Annotated in this window: 20 protein-coding genes; 5 read left to right on the top strand and 15 right to left on the bottom strand. The window is 69.3% G+C overall.

All coding sequences use genetic code 11. The annotated features are described in order from the left end of the window. Positions 1 to 15: 15 nt before the first annotated feature. From ACK41C_RS09165 to ACK41C_RS09175, 3 genes are read left to right on the top strand one after another with little or no spacing between them, the layout of a single operon-like run. On the top strand, positions 16 to 945 hold the full coding sequence (locus tag ACK41C_RS09165; protein WP_409653019.1) for a glycosyltransferase family 2 protein: 930 nt from the start codon (positions 16 to 18) through the stop codon (positions 943 to 945). Next, entirely contained in the window at positions 942 to 2,183 is a 1,242-nt protein-coding gene (locus tag ACK41C_RS09170) for an O-antigen ligase family protein (RefSeq protein WP_409653021.1), read from the top strand. Before ACK41C_RS09165 ends, ACK41C_RS09170 begins: the two co-directional genes overlap by 4 nt. 7 nt (positions 2,184 to 2,190) lie before the next feature. Continuing rightward, positions 2,191 to 3,171, top strand: coding sequence for a glycosyltransferase family A protein (locus ACK41C_RS09175; RefSeq protein WP_409653023.1), 981 nt, complete (start codon positions 2,191 to 2,193; stop codon positions 3,169 to 3,171). 6 nt (positions 3,172 to 3,177) lie between these two features. On the opposite strand, the gene ACK41C_RS09180 is transcribed toward ACK41C_RS09175, so the two are convergent. Together ACK41C_RS09180 and ACK41C_RS09185 are read right to left on the bottom strand one after the other, a co-directional pair. After that, positions 3,178 to 4,140, bottom strand: coding sequence for a glycosyltransferase family 2 protein (locus ACK41C_RS09180; RefSeq protein ID WP_409653025.1), 963 nt, complete (start codon positions 4,138 to 4,140; stop codon positions 3,178 to 3,180). Between the two features lie 17 nt (positions 4,141 to 4,157). After that, a complete protein-coding gene (locus tag ACK41C_RS09185; RefSeq protein WP_409653027.1) occupies positions 4,158 to 4,865 on the bottom strand; it encodes a transglutaminase-like cysteine peptidase in 708 nt (235 codons plus the stop codon). A gap of 118 nt (positions 4,866 to 4,983) precedes the next feature. Here ACK41C_RS09185 and ACK41C_RS09190 point away from each other — a divergent pair, with 118 nt between their 5' ends. Further along, positions 4,984 to 5,559: a hypothetical protein gene (locus ACK41C_RS09190; RefSeq protein WP_409653029.1), complete on the top strand. Its 576-nt coding sequence runs from the start codon at positions 4,984 to 4,986 to the stop codon at positions 5,557 to 5,559. A gap of 3 nt (positions 5,560 to 5,562) precedes the next feature. Here ACK41C_RS09190 and ACK41C_RS09195 read toward each other — a convergent pair whose 3' ends face one another. From ACK41C_RS09195 to ACK41C_RS09215, 5 genes are all read right to left on the bottom strand, one after another. Further along, the gene (locus ACK41C_RS09195) at positions 5,563 to 6,873 is read right to left on the bottom strand and encodes an O-antigen ligase family protein (protein ID WP_409653031.1); all 1,311 of its coding nucleotides are present in this window, start codon (positions 6,871 to 6,873) and stop codon (positions 5,563 to 5,565) included. A 38-nt stretch (positions 6,874 to 6,911) separates the two neighbouring features. Beyond that, positions 6,912 to 9,119, bottom strand: coding sequence for a GumC family protein (locus ACK41C_RS09200; RefSeq protein ID WP_409653033.1), 2,208 nt, complete (start codon positions 9,117 to 9,119; stop codon positions 6,912 to 6,914). Between the two features lie 31 nt (positions 9,120 to 9,150). Continuing rightward, a complete protein-coding gene (locus ACK41C_RS09205; protein WP_409653035.1) occupies positions 9,151 to 10,428 on the bottom strand; it encodes an outer membrane beta-barrel protein in 1,278 nt (425 codons plus the stop codon). Between the two features lie 56 nt (positions 10,429 to 10,484). Continuing rightward, a complete protein-coding gene (locus ACK41C_RS09210; RefSeq protein ID WP_409653037.1) occupies positions 10,485 to 10,952 on the bottom strand; it encodes a hypothetical protein in 468 nt (155 codons plus the stop codon). Positions 10,953 to 11,013: 61 nt separating this feature from the next. Further along, the gene (locus ACK41C_RS09215; RefSeq protein WP_409653039.1) at positions 11,014 to 11,589 is read right to left on the bottom strand and encodes a polysaccharide biosynthesis/export family protein; all 576 of its coding nucleotides are present in this window, start codon (positions 11,587 to 11,589) and stop codon (positions 11,014 to 11,016) included. 265 nt (positions 11,590 to 11,854) lie between these two features. On the opposite strand from ACK41C_RS09215, the gene ACK41C_RS09220 reads away from it, so the two are divergent. Continuing rightward, on the top strand, positions 11,855 to 12,130 hold the full coding sequence (locus tag ACK41C_RS09220) for a hypothetical protein (protein ID WP_409653041.1): 276 nt from the start codon (positions 11,855 to 11,857) through the stop codon (positions 12,128 to 12,130). Here the strand turns inward: ACK41C_RS09220 and ACK41C_RS09225 are convergent. The 8 genes from ACK41C_RS09225 to ACK41C_RS09260 all read right to left on the bottom strand — a co-directional run bounded on the left by ACK41C_RS09225 (position 12,127) and on the right by ACK41C_RS09260 (position 20,621). Beyond that, the gene (locus tag ACK41C_RS09225) at positions 12,127 to 13,011 is read right to left on the bottom strand and encodes a glycosyltransferase (RefSeq protein WP_409653043.1); all 885 of its coding nucleotides are present in this window, start codon (positions 13,009 to 13,011) and stop codon (positions 12,127 to 12,129) included. The genes ACK41C_RS09220 and ACK41C_RS09225 overlap by 4 nt on opposite strands. A gap of 90 nt (positions 13,012 to 13,101) precedes the next feature. Beyond that, on the bottom strand, positions 13,102 to 13,692 hold the full coding sequence (locus ACK41C_RS09230; protein ID WP_409653045.1) for a hypothetical protein: 591 nt from the start codon (positions 13,690 to 13,692) through the stop codon (positions 13,102 to 13,104). Between the two features lie 158 nt (positions 13,693 to 13,850). Beyond that, on the bottom strand, positions 13,851 to 14,234 hold the full coding sequence (locus ACK41C_RS09235; protein ID WP_409653047.1) for a hypothetical protein: 384 nt from the start codon (positions 14,232 to 14,234) through the stop codon (positions 13,851 to 13,853). A gap of 185 nt (positions 14,235 to 14,419) precedes the next feature. After that, a complete protein-coding gene (locus tag ACK41C_RS09240) occupies positions 14,420 to 15,097 on the bottom strand; it encodes a sugar transferase (RefSeq protein ID WP_409653048.1) in 678 nt (225 codons plus the stop codon). 78 nt (positions 15,098 to 15,175) lie between these two features. Then, the gene (locus ACK41C_RS09245) at positions 15,176 to 15,748 is read right to left on the bottom strand and encodes an AAA family ATPase (RefSeq protein ID WP_409653050.1); all 573 of its coding nucleotides are present in this window, start codon (positions 15,746 to 15,748) and stop codon (positions 15,176 to 15,178) included. A 173-nt stretch (positions 15,749 to 15,921) separates the two neighbouring features. Continuing rightward, the gene (locus tag ACK41C_RS09250) at positions 15,922 to 16,350 is read right to left on the bottom strand and encodes a TonB family protein (RefSeq protein ID WP_409653052.1); all 429 of its coding nucleotides are present in this window, start codon (positions 16,348 to 16,350) and stop codon (positions 15,922 to 15,924) included. 56 nt (positions 16,351 to 16,406) lie between these two features. Then, on the bottom strand, positions 16,407 to 19,172 hold the full coding sequence (secA, locus tag ACK41C_RS09255; RefSeq protein ID WP_409653054.1) for a preprotein translocase subunit SecA: 2,766 nt from the start codon (positions 19,170 to 19,172) through the stop codon (positions 16,407 to 16,409). A 276-nt stretch (positions 19,173 to 19,448) separates the two neighbouring features. Beyond that, positions 19,449 to 20,621 (bottom strand): acetyl-CoA C-acyltransferase, encoded by a 1,173-nt coding sequence (locus ACK41C_RS09260; RefSeq protein WP_409653057.1) that lies wholly within the window; start codon positions 20,619 to 20,621, stop codon positions 19,449 to 19,451. Positions 20,622 to 20,681: the final 60 nt, after the last annotated feature.

Below are 20,681 nucleotides of genomic sequence, written 5' to 3' on the forward strand. Positions count from 1 at the left end.
CGCCCCGGACGCCCCATGAGCGCAAGCGCCAGCCCCACCGTCTGCGTCATTATCGCCGCCAAGGACGCCGCCGCCACGGTCGGCCGGGCGGTGCGTTCCGCCTTGGCCCAGCCGGAGGTCGCGCAAGTGATCCTGGTGGACGACGGCTCCGCCGACGATACCTGCGGTGCGGCGACGGCCGCGGGCGACGGGAGACTGCAGACGATCCGGCTTGAGCGCAATCTCGGCCCGTCCGGCGCCCGCAACCGCGCGCTGGAGGCGGCGCGCGCCGACTTGGTCGCCATCCTCGACGCCGACGACTTCATGCTGCCGGGCCGGATCGGCAAGATGCTCGCGCGGTCTGCGGCTTGCGACATCCTGGCTGACGACCTCCTCTACAGCGACGACGACGGGGCGACCGTGAAGCCGCGGGGGCTCCTTGAGCTTGCCGAGGATGATGAAGATTTCCTGACCTTCGAGCGGTTCGTTCTGGGCAATATCAGCCGTCCGGGCCGCCCGCGCGGCGAACTTGGCTTCCTCAAGCCGCTGATGCGGCGCGATTTCCTCACGACGCACGGCCTGGTCTACGATCCTTCCCTGCGCCTGGGCGAGGACTTCGCGCTCTACGCCCGAGCCTTGGCCGCCGGCGCCCGGTTCAAGGTCGTCCCGCCCTGCGGCTATGTCTCGGTGGTCCGCCCCGACTCCTTGAGCGGCCGGCACTCGGCCGAGGATCTGGCCGCCCTCTGCGCCTTCGACGCCGGCCTGGCCCAGACCGCATGCCTGGCCCCGTCCGAGCTGAGGGCGCTGCGGCGGCACGAACAGAGCCTGCGGGTGAAGGTCGCCCACCGCCAGGTGCTGCAGGCCAAGGCTGAACGCGACTACGGGCGCGTCGCCCGCATGCTGCTGGACGTGCGTAGCGGCCCCGGCGTCGCCGCCGCCATCGCCAGGGACAAGCTGCGTCGATGACCGAAGCTCGCCTCGCCCGCGCCGCCTCGGCGCCGTTCCAGCTCAATCCCAACCATCCATTGGTGCTGCAGGCCCTGGTGACGGCCGTGCTGGCGCTGATGAGCATCCAGACTTTAGGGGCGATCAGCACGCTCCTGCAGATCCTCCTCGTGCTGCTGGTGGCGGCGATCCGCTGGCGTGAGCTGCTGGCCAATGCGCCTCGGCTTTGGCCCTTCGCGATCTTTCCCTTGCTCGCCGTCGCCTCGGCGGTTTGGTCGACGGCGCCGGAGGTGAGCTTTCGCTATGGCTTGCAGTTCGCCTTCACGGCCCTCGCCGGCCTGATCGCCGCCGCCTCGCTCGGCCCGAACCGCTTCCTGGGCGCCCTCTATGTGGCGAACCTGATCGTGGTGTTCGGCTCCCTGGTCAGCGGTCGCTACGGGATGTCGATGGAAGGGCCGGTGATGATCGGCCTGACAGGCTCCAAGAACCAGATGGCCTTCGCCTCCCAGCTCGCCCTGTCGGCGGCGGTGGCGGTGTTCTTCGACCGGACGCAGCCGGCCTGGATGCGTTGGTCGGCGCCGATCGGGGCGGTGACCGCCCTGGGCCTGCTCGTCCAGGCCAACTCCGCAAGCGGCATCCTCACCGCCATCGGCGCGGCCGCCGTCTTCGTGGGGCTGATGTCGATCCGGGGGCTCAAGCCCGGGGCGCGCCTGGGCGTCGTGCTGCTGGGCCTGGCCGTCGCCACGCCGGCGGTTGTGGCCAAGGACGCCATCGTCGAACAGGCCCAGCGCATCTCGACCACGGTGTTCAAGAAGGATCCGACCCTGACCGGCCGGACCTATCTCTGGATGCATGCCGACCGGCTGATCGCGCAGCGCCCGGCGATCGGCCATGGCTATCGCGCCATCTGGCTGGGAAACTCGACGACCACGCAGGGCCTGCTCCGCTGGGCCAATCTGAAGTCCGGCCACGGCTTCAACTTCCACAACACCTACAAGGAGGTGACGGTCGACCTGGGCTATGTGGGTCTCGCGGTCTTCGTGGTCACGATCGGCGCCATCGGTCTGCTGAGCCTGGCCGCCTTCCTCCGCGAAGCGACCATCGCCGCGGCCTTCTTCTTCACCACCTATCTCAGCCTGATGGCGCGGACCTTCACCGAACTGATGATCGGACCGTTCGGTCTGGCGACCCTGCTCCTGTTCGCCTTCGGCGGCTACGCCGTGCTCCGGTGGATTTCCGTCGGCCGCGCGCGCGGATGAAGGGGCGATGACGCAGGTCGCCATTGTCATTCCCTATTATCAGACCGCGCCCGGCATCCTGCGCCGGGCGCTGAGTTCCATCATCGCCCAGGATCTGCCGCAGGGGATAAGCCTGCGGGTGCTGGTGGTGGACGACGCCTCGCCAGCACCGGCCTCGGCCGAGGCGGCGGGGCTGGAAGCGCCCGGGCAGGTTTCCGTCGAAATCCACGTCCAGCCGAACGGCGGCCCCGCGGCGGCCCGCAATGCGGCCCTGGAGCGTCTCGGCCCCGAGGCGGCCTTCGCGGCCTTCCTCGATTCCGACGACGTCTGGCGTCCCGATCATCTGCGCCGTGCGCTGGAGGCGCTGGGCGCCGGCGCCGACCTCTATTTCTGCGATGTGGACGAAGGCGACGGCCGGACCTGGTTCGAGCGCTCGGCCTTCGGGCGTGAGGTGCTGGAACACGGGCCTCGGATGCTGTCAGGGTCGGAGGCCCGCAGCCTGATCCTGCGCGACCATCCCGCCCACGCCTCCAGCGTCGTCTATCGGCGCGAGCGGCTCGCACACGCGCGCTTTCGACAGGAGCTGCGCAATGCGGGTGAGGACCATCTGTTCTGGATCGCCCTGGCCGCCGCCGCGCGCGAGGTGGCGGTGAGCGGCCATGTCGGCGCGGTCCGACGCAATGATGGCGTCAACATGTTCACGGGGCTGCTGGACTGGGACAATCCGGGCCTCCTGAAGGTGCTGACCTCGATCCTGCGCAAGTATCGCGCCCTCGAGCAGGACCGCACCCTTGCGGCCGCCGACGCCGAACTCGCCCGCGCCCGGCGTCGGCGCAGCGAGGACCAGATCGCCTTCATGATCCTGCGCACGGCCGCCCGCCGGCCCGCGAACCTCCGTAGCGCCTTAGCGTCGCTCGACAGCGATCTGGGCGCGGCGCGCTGGCTGCCGCAGGCGTTCGTCCGGGCGCTGGCCGACCGGGCGTTGGGGCGCTTCGAACTGGTGTTCTGATCGCGGTCAGGCGAGGCCGGCCTGAAGCCGCCACTGCTCCACCGCGCCGCGATAGAAGCCGTACTGGGTCAGGTGCCACAGCCAGCGTCGGGGCGGGGCGGTCGGCCGTAGCGCCAGGTACTTCAGCCGATGCTCCCACTGCTTGCGCCAGGCGAGCGCCGGGGCGCCCAGCACGCGGGGGCGATCCTGCGCCAGGTTCGGCCCCATGAAGTTCTCGCCGGCTCGCCCGTGCAGGTGCGCCCAGGTGGCCCCGATGCCGCGGTAGTAGTCCACCACATAGGCCTCGGTCTGCCGCGCCGCCGGGATGAGGTGCAGCACCTCGGCGTCGGGGATCCAGACGCCGCGGGCGCCCTCCGCCAGGATGGCGCGGATCACCGCCGTCTCCTCGCCGGAGCGGTTGCGGCCGGGGCCCACGCCCAGATCCGGATCATAGCGGTGGGCCCGCTGTTCCGCGCCGCGGATGGCGAAATTGGCGCCGAAGGGCAGGCGGTGCTCGGCGGCGTCCAGAGTCACGGGCTCGGCCCCGAAATCCCGCTCGGCGATCAGGAAGGCGAGCAGGTCGCGGTTCTGCGAGAACCAGTCCGGCGTGGGAGCCTCCAGGCTAGGGGTCACCTTGCCGCCGAACACCGCGGCCTCCGGAAAGGTCTCGAAGGCGTGCAGATAGGCCGAGAGCCAGCCGGGCTGGACTATCACGTCGTCGTCGGTCCAGACGATGTAGTCGCCGCGGGCCTCGGCCACGCCGCGGTTGCGGGCGTTGGACAGCCCCGGCTCCGGCTCGAACACCCGGCGCACCGGAAGGGCGCCGACGTGACCCGCCACCACCTCCGGCGTCGCATCGGTTCCGCCGTTGTCGACGATCACCAGTTCCCACGGCGTTCCGGCGGGCGCGCCCATGGCCGCCAGCGAGCCGAGCGTCCGATCGAGGGAGGCCGCGCGATTGCGGGTGCAGATGACGACGCTGACGCGCATGCGGAAGCGGGAAGCCCTCAGAGTTCGACGCGGACCCATGTCCCGGGGTCGCCCGGGGCCTGACGTTTCACCCATCGATAGCCCACCTGGGCCCAGGGCGCGATCCACTGCGAGCGGTTGTCGAGCACCAATTCCCCACGGTCGGTGGCGACCAGCAGGACCGCGTGTGTCTCGCCCGCAGGCGTCCGGGCGACGGCGATCGACAGGGCTTTCGCAGGCACGCCCGCCGCCTTCAGCGCGCGGCGCTTTTCCAGCACATAGTCTTCGCAGTCGCCGGAGCCGCCGCCGTGGGTGAGCGGCAGGCTCCAGACGTCGGCCGGTCGGCCAGCCGCCAGATCGGGCGCCGGAGCGATGGCGCGGTTCACCTCGCGGTTCACCTGATCGAGCAGGCGCAAGGTCTCGGGTGTCAAAGCGATCCGATGCTCGCCGGGGGCGGCGTCCGAAATTGAAACCGGCGGCGCCGGCGCCCGAGGTGTCGCCCGTTCGCCGATCGCGCCGGTCCACTCAGGGGCGAAGGCTTCCCGCCACAAGGTCTTCATGGCCTCCGGCGTCCCCGCGGCGACCTCGGCGCATTCGTCCGGATGCGCCTGGCAGAAGACCGCATAGGCGACGGGCGGCGCCGTACGCGCGCCCAGCGGCATTTCTGGCGCGGCCGGCGGACCGGCGAGCGCCGCCGTCGTCCAAACGACGCAGGCGCTGGCGAGAAAAACGGTCGGGCGGCGCACGCGCATCTCCGCGGTCATTGCGGTAGGCTACATGCTTAACGCGCGGCCGTAAGGCCGAAGTTAAGCGGCATGATGAACAACCTCTCCCTAACGGGTGTTCGGCGGGGGCCGGTGGACGATGCCAGGCAAGCATGACGGAACGACGGCGGAGCCGGGCGGGACGCTGCGGTTGGCGGCCCTGGGCGCGGCTGCGCTGTTCGGGCTGGCCGCCGCCGCGGGCGGCTGGCTGTGGTGGAGCTCAGGCGTTGCGGCCAATCCCCTGGCCGGTCCGGAAGCCCTTGCGGCCCAGAGCGTGCGAGCCTTGCGGGGCGGCGACGTGGCTGCCGCCCAGGAGGCCCTGACGCGGGAGCTCGCCTGGAACCCGCGTTCGGCCTCGGCCTGGTGCCGCCAGGCCTATGCCCGCTATCGCCTCTCGGGCCGGTTCGATGCGTCGGTGCAGCAGGCGCTTCTGACCTCCTACGAGGCGGCGCCGCTCGATGCGGAGGCCTTTGCTTGGCGGCTCCAGTTCATCTTCGAGAACTGGGGCGCGGCGAGTCCGCCGCTCCGCGACCGGGCGGTTGCGGAGGCGCGGGCCTTCCATGGCCAATGGCCGACTCACGGGGCCGTGCGCAACGTGCTGGCCCAGGTGCGCGATCCGACCGGTCAGCTGGCGCTCCGGCTCGCCGTACGCAGCGCGCCGCCGAAGGGGCGTTGACCCTCAGGGCGCCGGGCGGCGCTTGGCTTCCCCCATGCCGAAGCCCAGGAGAATGGCCAAGAGGCCGGCGATGGCCGGCGCCTGCAGCGAATAGTCGACCATATTGTGCGCCAGCAGCACGGCGGCGGCGGCCAAGGCGCAGGCCGCCCGCCAGCGGCCGGTCTCGCTCCCCGAAAGCCGCAGGGCCAGGCGGAGCAGCACCAGCCCCAGTACGGCCGCGCCAAGGGCGGTCCCCACTGGTCCGGCCTCCAGCCACCATTGCAGAAGGAGATTGTGCGCCGCGCCCAGGTTCCAGAGGTCGGCGAAGTTGGCCTGCGTCACCTGGCTGGCGTTGAGGGTGGGGAAGGCGCCGAAGCCGTAGCCGAACGGCGGAACCTCCCGTATCAGCGGCTCGTAGGCCTCCAGGATTCCGATCCTGGACACGGCGTCGGCGCCGAGGCGGCCGAACTGCCCTTCCAGTTGGCTGCTCACGCTGCCGGCGACGATCAGGAGGAAGCCGGCCGCGGCTGCAGCGCTGGCGAAGGCTGTGCTGCGCGCGCTCAGGCGCCGGCGTTTGACGTAGCGGCGCAGCTCCAACAGCAGGAAGAGCCCGAGGACCGCGAGGCTTACGGTCACCGCCGCGCGCGAGACGGTGAGCAGCAGGGCGAGCCACAGCACCGCCAGCAGGGCGGCGTCGCCGACATCACGCCCCCAGCGTGCGCTCTGGGCTCGCCGCGAGCCGATCCGTCGGCCGATCCGCCGCATCAGGCGCACCGCGAGCGCGCAGCCGACCGCGCCGAACAGGCTGCCGGCGGTGTTGGCGCTGAGCAGGGAGCCGGACAACCGCTCCACATGCATCTGCTTCTCCAGCCCGAGCACGAAGGCCGGGGCATCCAGGAAGGCGAAGATCGCCCAGGCGGCGTAGAGGCCGCAGCCTAGGGTCAGATAGCCGAACAGGCGCGTCGCCTCGGCCTCGTCCGAAGCGACGCGCCAGCCGACGATGCAAAGGGCCAGCAGGCCGGTCAGCCTGGCCAGTTCGACCAGCGCGGCATATCGGTCGAGCGGCGCCGGCAGGACTGGTGTAAGCGCAAGCGCCGCCACGGCCAGAAGGGCGAGGTAGAGGATCGCCGCCGCGACCTCCAGGCGTCGCGGCGGGTGAAGCGTTTCAGGCCGCCAGGCCAGGGCGTAGGCCGCGCAGGCGCATTGCAGCGACGCCCAGAACAGGGCCGAGGCGGAACTGCCGCCGCCGAAGTCGAGCAGCGCGCCGAAGAAGATCAGGCTGACGATCAGCGCCGGCGAGGTCGCCCAGCGGAGGGCGCGGACCGGGCCGGACACGTAGGTCGGAACCGGTGCAGGCCGGGCGGGCGCCGCCGTCACTTGGCGTAATAGTCCCGATAGTTGCTGTAATAGTAGCTGCCGTCGCCGTAGCCGAACGCGCGCTGTCGGTCGAAATCCACCTGGCTCAGGGTGACGCCCAGCACCTTAACGCCGCTGTCGGCCAGGGCGCCCAGCCCGAGTTCGGCCGCCTTGGCCGGGGTCTTGCGCCAGCGGACCACGAAGACGACGCCATCGGTCTTGGCCGCCACCAGCCGGGATTCGGCGAGGGCGAGGACCGGCGGGGTGTCGATGATCACCATGTCGAACCGCTCGCGCAGTTGGGCGATCAGGGCGTCCATCTTGGCCGAGCCGAGGATGTCTTCCCCATGGTCCGGCGTCTTGGCGACGGGCAGGACAAAGCCGCCGCTGGCCGGGTCGGAGACGATGGCGCGCTCCCAGGCGATCTGACCTTCCAGCACCTCGACCAGGCCGGGGCCGGCGCCCTTGATCATCTTCGACACGCCGCGGCGGCGCAGGTCCGCATCCACCAGCACCACCTTGCCGCCGGAGAGCGCAATGGTGCGCATCAAGCCGAACGCCGTGACGGTCTTGCCCTCGTGCGGCAGGGCCGAGCACATCGCCACCACCTTGGGCGCCTGGCCGCCTTCCGGCGCCAGCAGCAGCGAGGCGCGCAGGTTGCGGAACGCCTCGGCGAAGGCCGAGAGCGGATGGTCGGCAAGATAGTCCTGGGGCACGGCTCGGCCGCCTGCCTGACCGTTGCGCCGCGGCGCCAATGGCAGGCTGGCCAGGTGCGGAACGCCCAGCCGGCGCTCGACGGCGTCGGCGGTGGCGAAGCCTGTCTCGAACAGCTCGGCGACCGCCACGGCGCCGGCGCCGGCCATGATCCCGAAGGCCAGGGCGAAGGCGACGGCCAGGGAAAGGTTGGGATAGGACTGCGAACCGTTCCGAGCATAGGACAATACGCGGGCGTCAGGCTGCTGGATGCCTTCCTGGGCCGCGGTCTCCTTGGAACGGTTGAGCAGGGATTCGTAGATCGCACGGCTGGCGTCGGCCTTGCGCTGCAGCTCCAGCAGCCCGGCCTGGGCGCGGGAGTTGGAGGCCAGGGCGCCGCGCGCCATGCCCTGGCTGCCGGCGAGGGAATTCGCCCGCTGGGTCGCCACCCGCACCTCCGCCTCGAGGCTGGAGAGGATGCGGTTGATCTCCTGCTGGACCTGGCTGCGGATGTCGGCGAGCTGCCCCTCGGCCTTCTGCACCTCGGGGTGCCGCGGACCGTAACGCGCGTTCAGCTCCGCGAGCCTGCGACTGGCCTCGGCCTCCTGGGCGCGCAGGGCTCCAACCGTGCCTGAGCCCAGGGCCGCGCCGACGTCCGCGCCGCCGCCGCCGCGGGCCAGCTGCTGGCGGGCGGCCTCCAGCCGCGCCACCTTTTCCGCCTGTTCGGCGCGGGCCGCCGCGAGCTGGGTGTTGAGGGTCGAGACCTCCTGCTCGGCCATGGTGGCGCCCTGGGCGCTCATCAGGCCATTGGCGACCTTGTACTGCTCGACGCGTGCGTCGGCGGCCTCCACCTCCTGGCGCAGGGTGACAAGGCGCTCGTTCAGCCAGGAGTTGACCTTTTCGGTGGCGGTATATTTCGCCTCCAGCTGGTCGACGATGTACTCGTCGGCGAAGGCGTTGGCGATCCGCGCCGCCTTCTGCCTGTCCTCCGAGGTGAAGGCCACCTTCAGGATGTAGGTCAGGCCGGCCCGCTCGACCCGCAGGCCCGACAGCGTGCGGCTGACGGTCTGGTCGATCACGGCCTGGGAGTTGGGATTGGGCCTTTGCGGGGCCGGCGCGTCGGCGCCGGGCGCCACGCGGGCGACCAGGCTGGGCCGGGCGTCGAGGGCGGGGTTGAACTCCGGATCCTCCTGAAGGCGCAGCTTGCGCACCACCCGTTCGGCCAGGGAGCGGGAGGTCAGGATCTGGACCTGGGTGTCGACGCTGTTGGTGTCGCTGGGCAGGCCCGACATCACCGCTTCGATGTTCAACGCCGCGGTCCGCCGGGTGTCGATCAGCACGTCGGCCGAGGCGGTGTAGCGCGGCGTGAGCTGCATAGCGTAGCCCACCACCGCGACGAAGATCGCCAGCAGCGTGATGAGGAACAGCTTCAGTCGCCGCCTGAAGAGCGCCACGAGCGCCAGCGGGTCGAACCCGAACGGCGAGCCGCCGCCGCCGATCGTCCCCGCCTCGTCCTTCAGGACCTGCAACATCAGAACACCTTAAGCTCCGGAGGAGCCCAACCTAGTACTGCAGCGTAAGCAGAAGCTGAACGCGGTTTATGGTGAAGTCGAAGCCGCGGTTGAGCCCAGAAGACTCCTGATTGAAGTAGCTATAGGACGCCGTCAGGCCCAGCGCACGGTTCAGGAGATAGGTGCCGCCCAAGGAGAAATTGTGGCGATCGTCCGTGCGGTCGATCCCCTCGTGCTCGGCCCGTTCATAGTCCCAACGGGCGTTGAGGATCAGGTTGCGCAGCAGTTCGTGGTCGGCCTGGACGCCCAGCGCCGTCGAGGCGTAGCCGGCGGAATTGGAAAGGCCGCTGTCCTGGAAGCCGCGGGAGGCGCGCACGGTGACGGTGGTCAGCTGGGTCAGGAAGTAGTCGACCTCGCCGGCGGCTGAGAGACCGCTCAGCTTTCCGAAGCGGGCCGCGTCGTCGAACGTCTGCTCCATATAGCCCACGCGCACGCGGCCGCGGATCAGGTTGGTCAGGTCGAAGTCGGCGCCTGCGGCCACGTCATAGCCGTCGGAGTCGCGGTTGCCGAACACGGCCGAGTTCAGGTCGTATTCGCGCTTGTTGGTGGAGCCCTGCAGGAAGACGTAGGTGTCGGGGGAGACGGCATAGTCCACCCGGCCGGTGAAGGCCTGCACGGTCCGGTCGCGATACCCCTGGGGCGCCACGGCTCCGCCGATGCGGGCGTTCTCGAAGCTGTAGCGGCTGACCTCGGCCGTGCCGTTCAGGCGTAGGCGGTTGAACTCCTTCGACACGCCGGCGGCGTAGTTCTCCACCTCGTAGCGCACCGGCTCGTTCAGGTTCTGGAACGCTTCGATGGCCGAGCGGGGCTCCGTCAACTTCTCGTAGCGGGCGCGGCCGGTCACCTCCAGGCTGCGGTCGACGTCCAGCCGGCCGTTGACGCCCACGGTGTAGTCGGCGCGGCTCTCGCTGGACCAGTCGGAATACTCGGTGAACCGCGCCCGCGCCGTGGCCGAGACCTGGTGCCGGGACCAGTTCGACACCGCATCCACCCGCGGCTCGATCAGGAAGACCGTATCGCTCTCCTCGTCGGTCGAGGTGGCGAAGATGTTGTCGTCGAAGGTCACGCCCAGGTCGACGCGCGGATAGACCATGAACGACCCCAGCCGGTGGCCCACGGCCTCATAGCCGGGCTTGGGGCGCTCGCGCACGCTGGTGCTGCGGCCACGGGAGAAGTTCGTGCCTTCGCCGCCGCGCACCTGCGCTTCGGCCAGGCCCGCCCCGAACAGCCACGCCAGGGCCGCGCCGGCTAGGATCGCTGGTTTCAACATCTCATCGCCCGTCTGGAGGGGGGAAAGGGCCGACGCCGGAACGGCGCCGCGCCGGGTCACGGCACGCGACGATAGTCCGCGCCGCCGCCGCCGGGAATCGGCAAGGGCAGCGTGCTGAAAGCCACCGGCTCGTCAACCGCCGCGGTGCCGTCCTCGATCATGGTGACCACCACGCCCAGCACGTTGCGCAGGGCGGCGAAGCTCGCCGGCGCGCCGGGGCAGGCGAGGCCGCCGCGGTCGGCGTCGGCCGGCCGCGTGCAGACGGCGATCACCCGCTGCAGGGCGTTACGCACCACCATCGGCGGCTGGGCGGCGCCGACGATCACCTCCTGCACGGCGATCTCGACCGCCGGCTGGGTTCCGTCGGCCGGCGCCGAAGCCTCGGCCGCCGCCGCGGCGCGGCCGATGGCGAGCGCCAGGCCCTGCACGTCGCGTTCCCCCGCCGCGGGCGCGGCGGCCAGCCCCGCCCCGCCCCAGGCGAGGCTTCCGATCAAGCTTCCGAGAAGCGCAAGTTTCCGCACCATTCCGATCCCCCTGCCGGCTGTTCGGTGTTTAGCATTTCCGGCCCCGCCGGGAAACGTGGATTTAGAAGAACCTCTCGCCGATACGGATGATGTCGCCCGGAGCCACCACGGTTTCGGCGGTAAGATTATAGGTTTCCTCGTTCGGACTATCGCTGCGTTTGATGAATACTCGCTTCTGGTTCGCGCGATAGGTGAATCCGCCGGCGGTGGCCACCGCCTTGGGCACCGTCAGGCCGTCGGTATAGGGATACTGCCCGGGCCGGTTCACCTCGCCCAGGATGTAGAACGGGCGGAAGGTCAGAACCTCGGCGCTGATGCGCGGCTCGCGCAGGTAGCCGTCGGCCAGTTTGGCGCGGATCTCCTCGCGCACCTGGGCGAGGGTCCGGTCGGAGGCGCGCACCTCGCCGATCAGCGGGAAGGAGATGAAACCCGCGCCGGAAACCGAATATTCGCCTGTCAGGGTCTCTTCGCCGAAGACGGTGATGCGCACCTTGTCGGCCGGGCCCAGGCGGTAGTCGCGGATCACGTCGGCGGCGGCGGCCTCTTCCGGCTTGAGGGCGCCCTCCTGCGCCCAGGCCGCGCCGACGGCGGCGAGGACGACGATCGTCGCAGCGCTGGCCAATGCCGTGAACTTCATGGCGTTCCGATACTCCGAAAATGCAAGACGTCCCTCGCGCCGACTATACCGGATTTCAGGCCTCGATGCGGCGCCGGCCACCTATCCCTTTCGCATACCTCCGATTTCTTAAGGCCCGGCTAGCGCCATCGTGCGACCATTGCGACGGTTGGGGCGCCTGGCGTTCTCGGGTAACGTCACTGTAAGGCCCATCCGGGCATGCTTGAGCTTCAGCCCGTCGCCGAGCCCTCTTACGAGGTCAAGGCCAGGGTTTGGGGGAGTTTTCGTGGCCAAGATCCGAAGGGCGGCGCCGGAGCCGGCGGACCGCCGCATATCGCCTCGGGTGCGCACGGCGGATAAGGCGCGCGTCGTCGCCGACACCGGCGAGGCCTGGCCCTGCGTGATCAAGGACCGGTCGGACGGCGGCTCCCGCCTTCTGTTCCGCGCGCCCGTGACCCTGCCGCCGATGTTCACCCTGGTGAAGGAGTCCGACGGCGCCTCGCGACGGGTGCGCCTGGTCTGGACCGCCGCCAATGAGGCGGGCGTGGCGTTCGCCGACTAGCTTCGCAGGGCCGAGCGCCAGGCGTATTCGAGGCCGGCCATGAGTTCGCGTAGCGCCGAACGCGGTTCGCGGGGCATGCGGCGCAGCAGCGTCTTCTGGGCCTGCACATAGGCGCGAACGGCGCCTCGCCCGAGCAGGAGCTTCATGTGATAGGCGCCGCGTCCCCGGTCGTACTCGGCCGTCAGGCGCGGCAGGTCGGCTTCGCGCCGGCCATGATGATGGAAGACCACGAGCCTGGGGTCGTAGGCCCCGGCCCATCCCAGCCGGCTGACCGCGGCGACGGCGTCGATGTCCTCGGCGGGGAAGAAGGCGCCGCTGCCGAACAGCGGATCGAAGCCGCCCGCCTGCTCCAGCGCCGATCGGCGGAAGGCCATGTTGGCGCCCTGGATCTCGCCGGTGCGGATGAAGCTGCCTGGCGCGAAACGCTTGGGAACCGTCGATTCCATGATCGTCACCGGAATGTCGTCCGGATCGAACAGCCGGATGCGCCCGCCGACGAAGCCCACCTCCGGGTCGGCGAAGACCTCGGCCGCCCGGGTCACGAGGTCCGGCGCGGCGTAGCAGTCATCGTCGGTGAAGGCCGCGACGGCTCCGCGGGCGGCCGCGAGACCGGCGTTGCGGGCGTTGGCGAGGCCTTTCCGCGGCTCGTGGATCAGCCGGACGGGGACGGGCGCCTCCCGATGGAACGCCTCCAGCACGGCGGCGGTGCCGTCCGTTGAGCCGTTGTCGACCAGGATCAGCTCCCAGGGGCCGTCGTGCCGGATCGCGGCCAGGGCGGCGAGGCACGGCGCCAGCTTGGCCGCGCGGTTGCGGGTGCAGACGATCAGCGAAACCTCGGGCTCCGGCGCGAGGCCGGCTGCAGTCGTAAGGTCGTCGGTCATCGCCTCACCGTAGGATCCGAGGGCCGGCCCGGAGGGTCTGATGGCCGAAGAGCGAGCTCGGCGCGAGCGGAAAATGCGGTTCCGCAGCTCCTACATCGTCGGCCGGTACTTGCCGGTCTCATCGGGGCAGACGCGCCAGAAGACCGAGCGCTTCCAGTTCGGGTTGTCGGCCAGCGGCCCGACCGCGCGCGGCGCGGCGCGGCAGCGCAGGGCGGCGTAATATTCCGGCGGATAGAGCCCGACATCGTCGCTTCGCGGCGAGTGGCGATAGGTCCAGGTCTGCACGATGTCGAAGTAGTAGCCCTTCTCGTCCTGCAACGGCGGGTCCCAGCGTCCGGCCTCGCGCGGGCGGCGATGGGCGGCCTGCTCGTTCGCCTTGCCGACGGCCTTGAGCTGTTCGTAGGTGACGGCGCCGCTCACCCGGGCCACCGCGTCCTGGGCGACGGAGGCGTCGACCGCCGCGGCGGCGGCGTTGGCCGCCGGGGCCTCAACGGGCGCATCCGGCGGGGTCAGGCTGTCATAGCCGGCCTGCGAGGCCAACCGGCCTTCGGGGCTCAGCAGCGGCGCGGCCGCCTCGCGTCGGGCGAGCGCGTCCTCCCAGGCCGAGGCGAGGGTGGCGGCGAAGGCCCGATCCGGCGCGGTCGGGCGATCCTGGGCGGCTGCGGCGCCGGCGGCCAGCATTGCGGACGCGCAAGCGCACGCCGCGAAACCGATCCTGATGGAAACCATGTCTGCCCCCGTCTTCGGCGCCCGCCCCGGAGCGGAGTCCGCACGAGCGGACTGTTCCAGGACGGGACCTTCGCCTTTCGGGCAGCAAGCCGCCGGCCAGAGCGGGGGGCTCAGGCGGCGTCGGGCAGACGGGCGGGCGCGGCGGCCTTGGCGGGGGCGGGGATGGCGAAGGTAAGGCCGTAGCCGGCCGTCTGGACGGTCAGCAGGGTCTCGCCGGGGCCGGCGCCCGGCGCCATCGCCATCTTGCGGACCGGGATCGGCTCGGGCGTGAACGGCGCGGGCGTGATCGCCACCCCGGCGGCTGCGGCGTCCTCGGTCAGGCGGGCGGCGGCGACGGTCAGGAAGTGGACCACGTCGCCCAGCGCATCCAGCGGGATGGTCAGGTCGACCCCTTCGCCGGGTTCGGTCAGGAACACGACGTTCATGAACTTGCCGTCGGCGGAGAGCTCGACGTCCTTGAAGCCCACGAGGCGGAGCGGCGGCGTTGTGCGCATGGGATCCTCCGGAGAAGGAGGATGCGCCGGCTTGCTGAGCGATTGGTTAACGCCGGCTAACCATGTCGCCGGTTCAGAGCGCGTTTCGCAAAAGTGGACCCCAGTCTTGCGATCAGAACGCGCTCAACTTTTGAATTTAGAGCACGATTCAGGGGGGCAGACGGTTCTGTCTGACGCATGGTGCTCTAGTAGGAGCCTTCGGTCAGCAACACGGCTGGAACGGTTTTCAGCAGGATCATCAGGTCGAGCGCGAAGCCGCGCCGCCTGGCGTAGAGCACGTCCAGCGCCACCCGGCGGCGATAGGAGGTGTGGTTGCGGCCGCTCACCTGCCAGAGCCCGGTGATGCCCGGGCGGACCGCCTTGTAGTGGCGCAGCCAGCGTCCGTAGAGCGGGGCCTCCGAGGGTACGATGGGTCGCGGCCCGACCAGGCTCATCTCGCCGCGCAGCACGTTGAAGAGCTGGGGCAACTCGTCCAGGCTCGACTTGCGCAGGAAGGCGCCCAGCGGGGTGATGCGGGGGTCGCGGCGAAGCTTGCGGTAGACCGCCCATTCCTCGCGGGCCTGAGCGTCGCTCGCCAGAAGGCCCCCCAGCCGATCCTCGGCGTCGATCACCATGCTGCGGAATTTCAGGCACCGAAAAGGCCGGCCGTCGCGGCCGATGCGCAGCTGACCGAAGGCCACGGGCCCGCCGTCCTGGGCTTTGACGCCGAGGGCGACCAGGATCATCACCGGCGCCAGGAAGGCGATCAGGGCCGCGGCGGCCAGGATGTCGAAGAGCCGCGCCGCATCGAGGACCGGCCGGCCGCGCCGCCCGCCGGCCAGGCGGGGAAGCCGTGCGCCGTCGAATGTTCCGATCCGATACATCTCGCACCCCTCGTGAGCGTCTCGCCGAGGAGGCGGGCAAGGACGGGGCCAGGATCGGCCGGCGATGTCGGGGCTGGCTTAGGGATTCAGCCGGGACTGGAGCTCTCCCTCGATCCGATCCGCCGTCTCCGCCGCGCCGAGGTCGCTGGTGTCGAGGTCGAGAACCCAATCGTGGTTGATCGGAAAGGGGGCGAGGGAGGCCAGGGACTGCGCCTTCTCGGCATCCGTGGTCTTGAACCGCCGGCCACGCTCATCGCTGGAGATCCGATCCCGAAGCTGCTCCTCGCTGCACGCGAGACGCACCACGAGCAAGCTCGCCCGCCGCCGCTCGGCGGTCCAGAGGATCTGCCCGGCTATCGTCCAGTCGAGAGGGTGGCCGCCCGGGTCCGAGACTGCATGGGTGAAGACATAGTTGCGTTCCGCCGGCCCGAAGCGCGCGACGGTCTCCAGCACCGCGGAGAGCACGTCGTTCGTCCGATCCCACACCCCGGCTGGGAGAGGGCGCCCATCAGGTTCGACCACCTCGAAGATCGGATTGCTCCAGAAGTGGTTGTCCAGAAGCTTCGCCGAGAGGCGCTCCGCGACGAGCTTGCCGACCGTGTACTTGCCCACGCCCGGAGGACCGACGAGGTAGACGATCACGTTCTTCATGGCGCGTCCCCGGCGTTCGCCCTCCGGTGGGGACAATAGGGCGAGGGCTGTTCTCGGCAATGGGTCGCCTGCGGTCCTCGGCGGGGCGCGACCAACAGGCGCCCCGTGGGTCTGCTCAAGGGCGAGGCGGCGGCCTCGGCTTTCGATCCTCAGGAGACGCTGGGCGAACGCTGCTAACGCGGAGCCACGAACCGAACCGGAAATCTGACGGTTTCGCCTGAGACGCTCGATCCATCAGGTTTCGTGGGCTTCATCTGAAACTTCGGAGTCAAGCTGAGAGCGGCTTCGCCGAAGCCCTTTCCGGGGTGTTCCTCACTATCCACGACGCAGTCGTTCAAAGTTCCTCGGGCAGTGACGGTGCAAAACAGGATCGTTGTTCCTGAGATGCCGTTCCGCATCGCGTCGGGCGGCGCCGCGCGGGCCATATCGATCGCGTTCGGTACTCTCTTCCAACCCGGGAACGCCGATCCCAGCAGGGTTGGGATTCTTGTGGATGGCTCGCCCTCGCTTCCACTCGCCGCGTATCCGATAGTGGGAGCGCAGATGATCAGGGCTCCGAGGAAAGCGCGCAATCCTCGAAGGGCTTGAGATCGTACCATCATCGCTCTCCCATGAAGCAGGCCAAACCGCCGCTCCTAGATCGCGACGACAACCAGCCTCAGACCAGCGCCCCGTGGCAGTGCTTGAACTTCCGTCCCGAACCGCAGGGGCAGGGCTGGTTGCGGCCGGTGCGTTCCCAGCCCTCGGGCAGGGCGGAGATCGGCACGCCCTGGCGCTGTTCGGCCGACAGGCCGTCGGGCAGGGCGCCCATCTGGGCGGCGTTCTCGCCGGTGAGCGGATCGACGTGGATTTCGGTGAGGCCTTCCAGCGGCGCCGGCGGCGGCTCCGGTTCGGCGAACTGGAACTCCACGGTCATCAGCCAGCGGGTGACGTTCTGGCGCAGGTCGACCAGCAGCTTCTCGAACAGCGAGAAGGCCTCGGTCTTGTACTCGTTCAGCGGGTCGCGCTGGCCGTAGCCGCGCAGGCCGATGACGTTGCGCAGGTGATCGAGGTGCATCAGGTGCTCGCGCCACTGCAGATCGATCATCTGCAGCAGGAAGTTCTTCTCGATCTGGCGGGTCTGGGCCGGGCTGATCAGCTCTTCCCGCTGGGCGGCGCGCGCCTCGGCCGCCTGCGTCAGGCGCTCCTGGATCTCCTCATTGGCGATGCCCTCCTCGGCCGCCCATTCGGCGATCGGCAGGTCCAGGCCCAAGAGCTCGCGCACGCGCTCGGTCAGGCCTTCCACGTCCCACTGCTCGGCATAGGCCTTGGGCGGCAGGTGACGGGTGACGAGGTCTTCGATGGTGTCCTGCCGCATCTCCTTGATGACGTCGGAGAGGTCGGCGGCGTTCATGAACTCCGCGCGCTGCTCGAACACCGCCTTGCGCTGGTCGTTCACGACGTCGTCGTACTTCAAGAGGTTCTTGCGGATCTCGTAGTTGCGCTGCTCGACGCGCTTCTGGGCGGTGGCGATGGCGCTGTTCAGCCACTTGTGGGTGATCGCCTCGCCTTCCTGGACGCCGAAGGTGCGCATGATCGCGTCCAGCCGGTCGCCGGCGAAGATGCGCAGGAGGTCGTCTTCGCACGACAGGAAGAACTTGGAATGGCCGGGGTCGCCCTGGCGGCCCGTCCGGCCGCGCAGCTGGTTGTCGATGCGCCGGCTTTCATGGCGCTCGGTGCCCAGCACGAACAGGCCGCCGGCGGCCAGCGCCTGTTCCTTCAGGATCCTGATCTCGGCCTCGATCTCCTGGCGGTGCTCCAGGGCCGCTTCCGGCGTGACCTCGACGCCCAGGCCGCGCTGCTCGTCGCGCCACTTGGCCAGCTTCATGTCGATGTTGCCGCCGAGCTGGATATCGGTGCCGCGGCCGGCCATGTTGGTGGCGATGGTCACCGCGCCGGGCACGCCGGCGTCGGCCACGATCATGGCTTCCTGCTCGTGATAGCGGGCGTTCAGCACGTTGTGCGGGATGCCGGTGTGGGTCTTGCCGTCCTTCTCGAACTTGTGGCCCTTGAGCAGGTCCGAGAGCTGCTCCGACTTCTCGATGGAGACGGTGCCCACCAGGATCGGCTGGCCGCGGACGTAGCAGTCCTCGATCTGCTTCAGGATCGCGTCGTTCTTCTCGCGCGCGGTGCGGTAGACCTCGTCATCGTCATCGATCCGGGCGATGGGACGGTTGGTCGGGATTTCGGCCACGTCCATCTTGTAGATGTCCATGAACTCCTGGGCCTCGGTGGCCGCCGTACCGGTCATGCCCGAGAGCTTCTCGTAGAGCCGGAAGTAGTTCTGGATGGTGACCGAGGCCAGGGTCTGGTTCTCGGGCTGGATGTGGGCGCCTTCCTTGGCCTCGATGGCCTGGTGTAGGCCTTCCGACAGGCGCCGGCCGTGCATCATCCGGCCCGTGAACTCGTCGATCAGGATCACCTCGCCGGCCCGGACGATGTAGTCCTTGTCGCGGGTGTAGAGCACGTTGGCCCGCAGCGCCTGGTTCACGTGGTGCACGACCGAGACGTTGGCCGCGTCGTAGAGCCCCGCGGAGTCTTCCTCCAGGTGGCCGCCGGCGGCCAAAAGCTCCTCGACCTTCTCCGCGCCTTCCTCGGTCAGGATGACCTGGCGCTGCTTCTCGTCGTGCTCGTAGGTCGCCGGATCCTGGATCAGCTCTTTGATGACCAGGTCGACGGTCTTGTAGAATTCGCTGCGGTCTTCGGTGGGGCCGGAGATGATCAACGGGGTGCGGGCCTCGTCGATCAGGATCGAGTCCACTTCGTCGACGATCACGAAGTGATGGCCGCGCTGCACCATCTCGCCCGGGTCGTAGACCAGGTTGTCGCGCAGGTAGTCGAAACCGAACTCGTTGTTGGTGCCGTAGGTGATGTCGGACCGATAGGCCTGTTGGCGCTGCCCCTGAGAGAGGCCGTGCACGATCACGCCCACGGAAAGCCCCAGGAAGCGGTAGATCTGGCCCATCCAGTCGGCGTCGCGCTGGGCCAGGTAGTCGTTGACGGTGATGACGTGGACGCCGCGGCCGGTCAGCGCGTTGAGGTAGGTCGGCAGGGTGGCGACGAGCGTCTTGCCCTCGCCGGTCCGCATCTCGGCGATGCCGCCCCTGTGCAGCACCATGCCGCCGACCATCTGGACGTCGAAGTGCCGCATTCCAAGCGTTCGTTTCGAAGCCTCGCGCACCACGGCGAAGGCTTCTTCCAGCATCTGGTCCAGGGTCTCGCCCTTGGCCAGCCGCGCCTTGAACTCCTCGGTCTTGCCGCGCAGCTCGTCGTCGGACAGCGCCGAAATCGTGGGTTCGAGGGCGTTGATCTTCGCCACCCGCGCCGTCATGGCCTTGACCTTGCGGTCGTTGCTGGAGCCGAAGAACCGTTGGAAGATGCTCAAAGGGAGACGTCCGACTTGGCGTGAGGGGAGCGGCGCAGGCGCTTTCGCCCGCCGGAAAATCCGCTCTTTCAGGGCGCGCGAGACTTAAGCAGCGCCCATGCCAGTGTCAACGCGGCGTAGGTGCGGAACAAAAAGGCCCTCTCACGAGGAGAGGGCCCAATTCGTCAGGCTGTAAGGCGGTTTAGTAAACTTCGAACAGCCCCGCCGCGCCTCGCTGAAATCGCGTGGAGCGATTTCAGCTATCCCTTGTTGATGGGCGCCGCGGCCGGGCTCTTCTCAGTAAACTTCGAACAGCCCTGCGGCGCCCATGCCGCCGCCGATGCACATGGAGACGACCACGTTCTTGGCGCCGCGGCGCTTGCCTTCCTGCAGGATGTGGCCGGCCAGCCGCGCGCCGGTCATGCCGAAGGGGTGGCCGATGGCGATCGAGCCGCCGTTGACGTTGTACTTCTCCGGATCGATGCCGAGCTTGTCGCGGGAATAGAGGCACTGGGAGGCGAAGGCCTCGTTCAGCTCCCACAGGTCGATGTCGTCGACCTTCAGGCCGTGGCGCTCGAGCAGGCGCGGAATGGCGAAAACCGGACCGATGCCCATCTCGTCGGGTTCGCAGCCGGCGACCGCCCAGCCCTTGAAGGCACCCATGGGCTGAAGGCCCCGGCGGGCGGCTTCCTTGGCTTCCATGATCACAACCGCCGCGGCGCCGTCCGACAGCTGGCTGGCGTTGCCGGCGGTGATGAAGTTGCCTTCGCCGCGCACCGGAGGAAGCTTCGAGAGGCCTTCCAGCGTGGTGTCGGGCCGGTTGCACTCGTCGCGGTCGACGACGTAGTCGACGATGCTCTCTTCCTTCGTCTCCTTGTTGACGACCTTCATCTTGGTCTTCATCGGAACGATCTCGTCCTTGAACTTGCCCGCCTGCTGGGCCGCGGCCATGCGGCGCTGGGATTCAAGGGAGTACTCGTCCTGGTATTCGCGGCTGACGTTGTAGCGCTTGGCCACGATGTCGGCGGTGTCGATCATCGGCATGAAGATCGCCGGGTACATCTTGGTGAGTTCAGGGTCGAAGTTGCCCGAGCCGCCGGCGCCCGGGTTCGGCATGGAGATCGACTCCACCCCGCCGGCCACCACCACGTCGGCGCCGTCGTTGCGGACATAGTTCGCCGCCGTCGCGATGGTCTGGAGGCCCGAGGAGCAGAAGCGGTTCACCGTCACGCCCGAGGTGGTGATCGGCAGGCCGGCCAGCAGCGAGGCCTGGCGGCCGAGATTGCCCGAGCCGTGCGCCACGTTGCCCAGGATCACGTCCTCGACAGCGTCCTTCTCGACGCCCGACTTCTCGACCGCGTGCTTGATCGCGTGGGCGGCGATGGTGACGGTCGGCGTCATATTGAAGCCGCCGCGGGCGGACTTGGCCAGGCCCGTGCGGGCGTAGGAAACGATGACGGCTTCACGCATGGAAAAATATCCTCCCGAAAAAGAATGGCCCGCGCAGGCGCCGAGGCTGGCGGGTGCAAT

The sequence above is a fragment of the Phenylobacterium sp. genome (genome assembly GCF_046290725.1).
Classification (GTDB): Bacteria; Pseudomonadota; Alphaproteobacteria; order Caulobacterales; family Caulobacteraceae; genus Phenylobacterium.

Excerpts from the sequence above, each read along its gene's own strand:
- ACK41C_RS09165 (WP_409653019.1), top strand. The coding sequence starts at position 16 with ATGAGCGCAAGCGCCAGCCCCACCGTCTGCGTCATTATCGCCGCCAAG.
- ACK41C_RS09170 (WP_409653021.1), top strand. The coding sequence starts at position 942 with ATGACCGAAGCTCGCCTCGCCCGCGCCGCCTCGGCGCCGTTCCAGCTC.
- ACK41C_RS09175 (WP_409653023.1), top strand. The coding sequence starts at position 2,191 with ATGACGCAGGTCGCCATTGTCATTCCCTATTATCAGACCGCGCCCGGC.
- ACK41C_RS09180 (WP_409653025.1), bottom strand. The coding sequence starts at position 4,140 with ATGCGCGTCAGCGTCGTCATCTGCACCCGCAATCGCGCGGCCTCCCTC.
- ACK41C_RS09190 (WP_409653029.1), top strand. The coding sequence starts at position 4,984 with ATGCCAGGCAAGCATGACGGAACGACGGCGGAGCCGGGCGGGACGCTG.
- ACK41C_RS09200 (WP_409653033.1), bottom strand. The coding sequence starts at position 9,119 with ATGTTGCAGGTCCTGAAGGACGAGGCGGGGACGATCGGCGGCGGCGGC.
- ACK41C_RS09205 (WP_409653035.1), bottom strand. The coding sequence starts at position 10,428 with ATGTTGAAACCAGCGATCCTAGCCGGCGCGGCCCTGGCGTGGCTGTTC.
- ACK41C_RS09210 (WP_409653037.1), bottom strand. The coding sequence starts at position 10,952 with ATGGTGCGGAAACTTGCGCTTCTCGGAAGCTTGATCGGAAGCCTCGCC.
- ACK41C_RS09215 (WP_409653039.1), bottom strand. The coding sequence starts at position 11,589 with ATGAAGTTCACGGCATTGGCCAGCGCTGCGACGATCGTCGTCCTCGCC.
- ACK41C_RS09225 (WP_409653043.1), bottom strand. The coding sequence starts at position 13,011 with ATGACCGACGACCTTACGACTGCAGCCGGCCTCGCGCCGGAGCCCGAG.
- ACK41C_RS09230 (WP_409653045.1), bottom strand. The coding sequence starts at position 13,692 with ATGCTGGCCGCCGGCGCCGCAGCCGCCCAGGATCGCCCGACCGCGCCG.
- ACK41C_RS09235 (WP_409653047.1), bottom strand. The coding sequence starts at position 14,234 with ATGCGCACAACGCCGCCGCTCCGCCTCGTGGGCTTCAAGGACGTCGAG.
- ACK41C_RS09240 (WP_409653048.1), bottom strand. The coding sequence starts at position 15,097 with ATGTATCGGATCGGAACATTCGACGGCGCACGGCTTCCCCGCCTGGCC.
- ACK41C_RS09245 (WP_409653050.1), bottom strand. The coding sequence starts at position 15,748 with ATGAAGAACGTGATCGTCTACCTCGTCGGTCCTCCGGGCGTGGGCAAG.
- ACK41C_RS09250 (WP_409653052.1), bottom strand. The coding sequence starts at position 16,350 with ATGATGGTACGATCTCAAGCCCTTCGAGGATTGCGCGCTTTCCTCGGA.
- ACK41C_RS09260 (WP_409653057.1), bottom strand. The coding sequence starts at position 20,621 with ATGCGTGAAGCCGTCATCGTTTCCTACGCCCGCACGGGCCTGGCCAAG.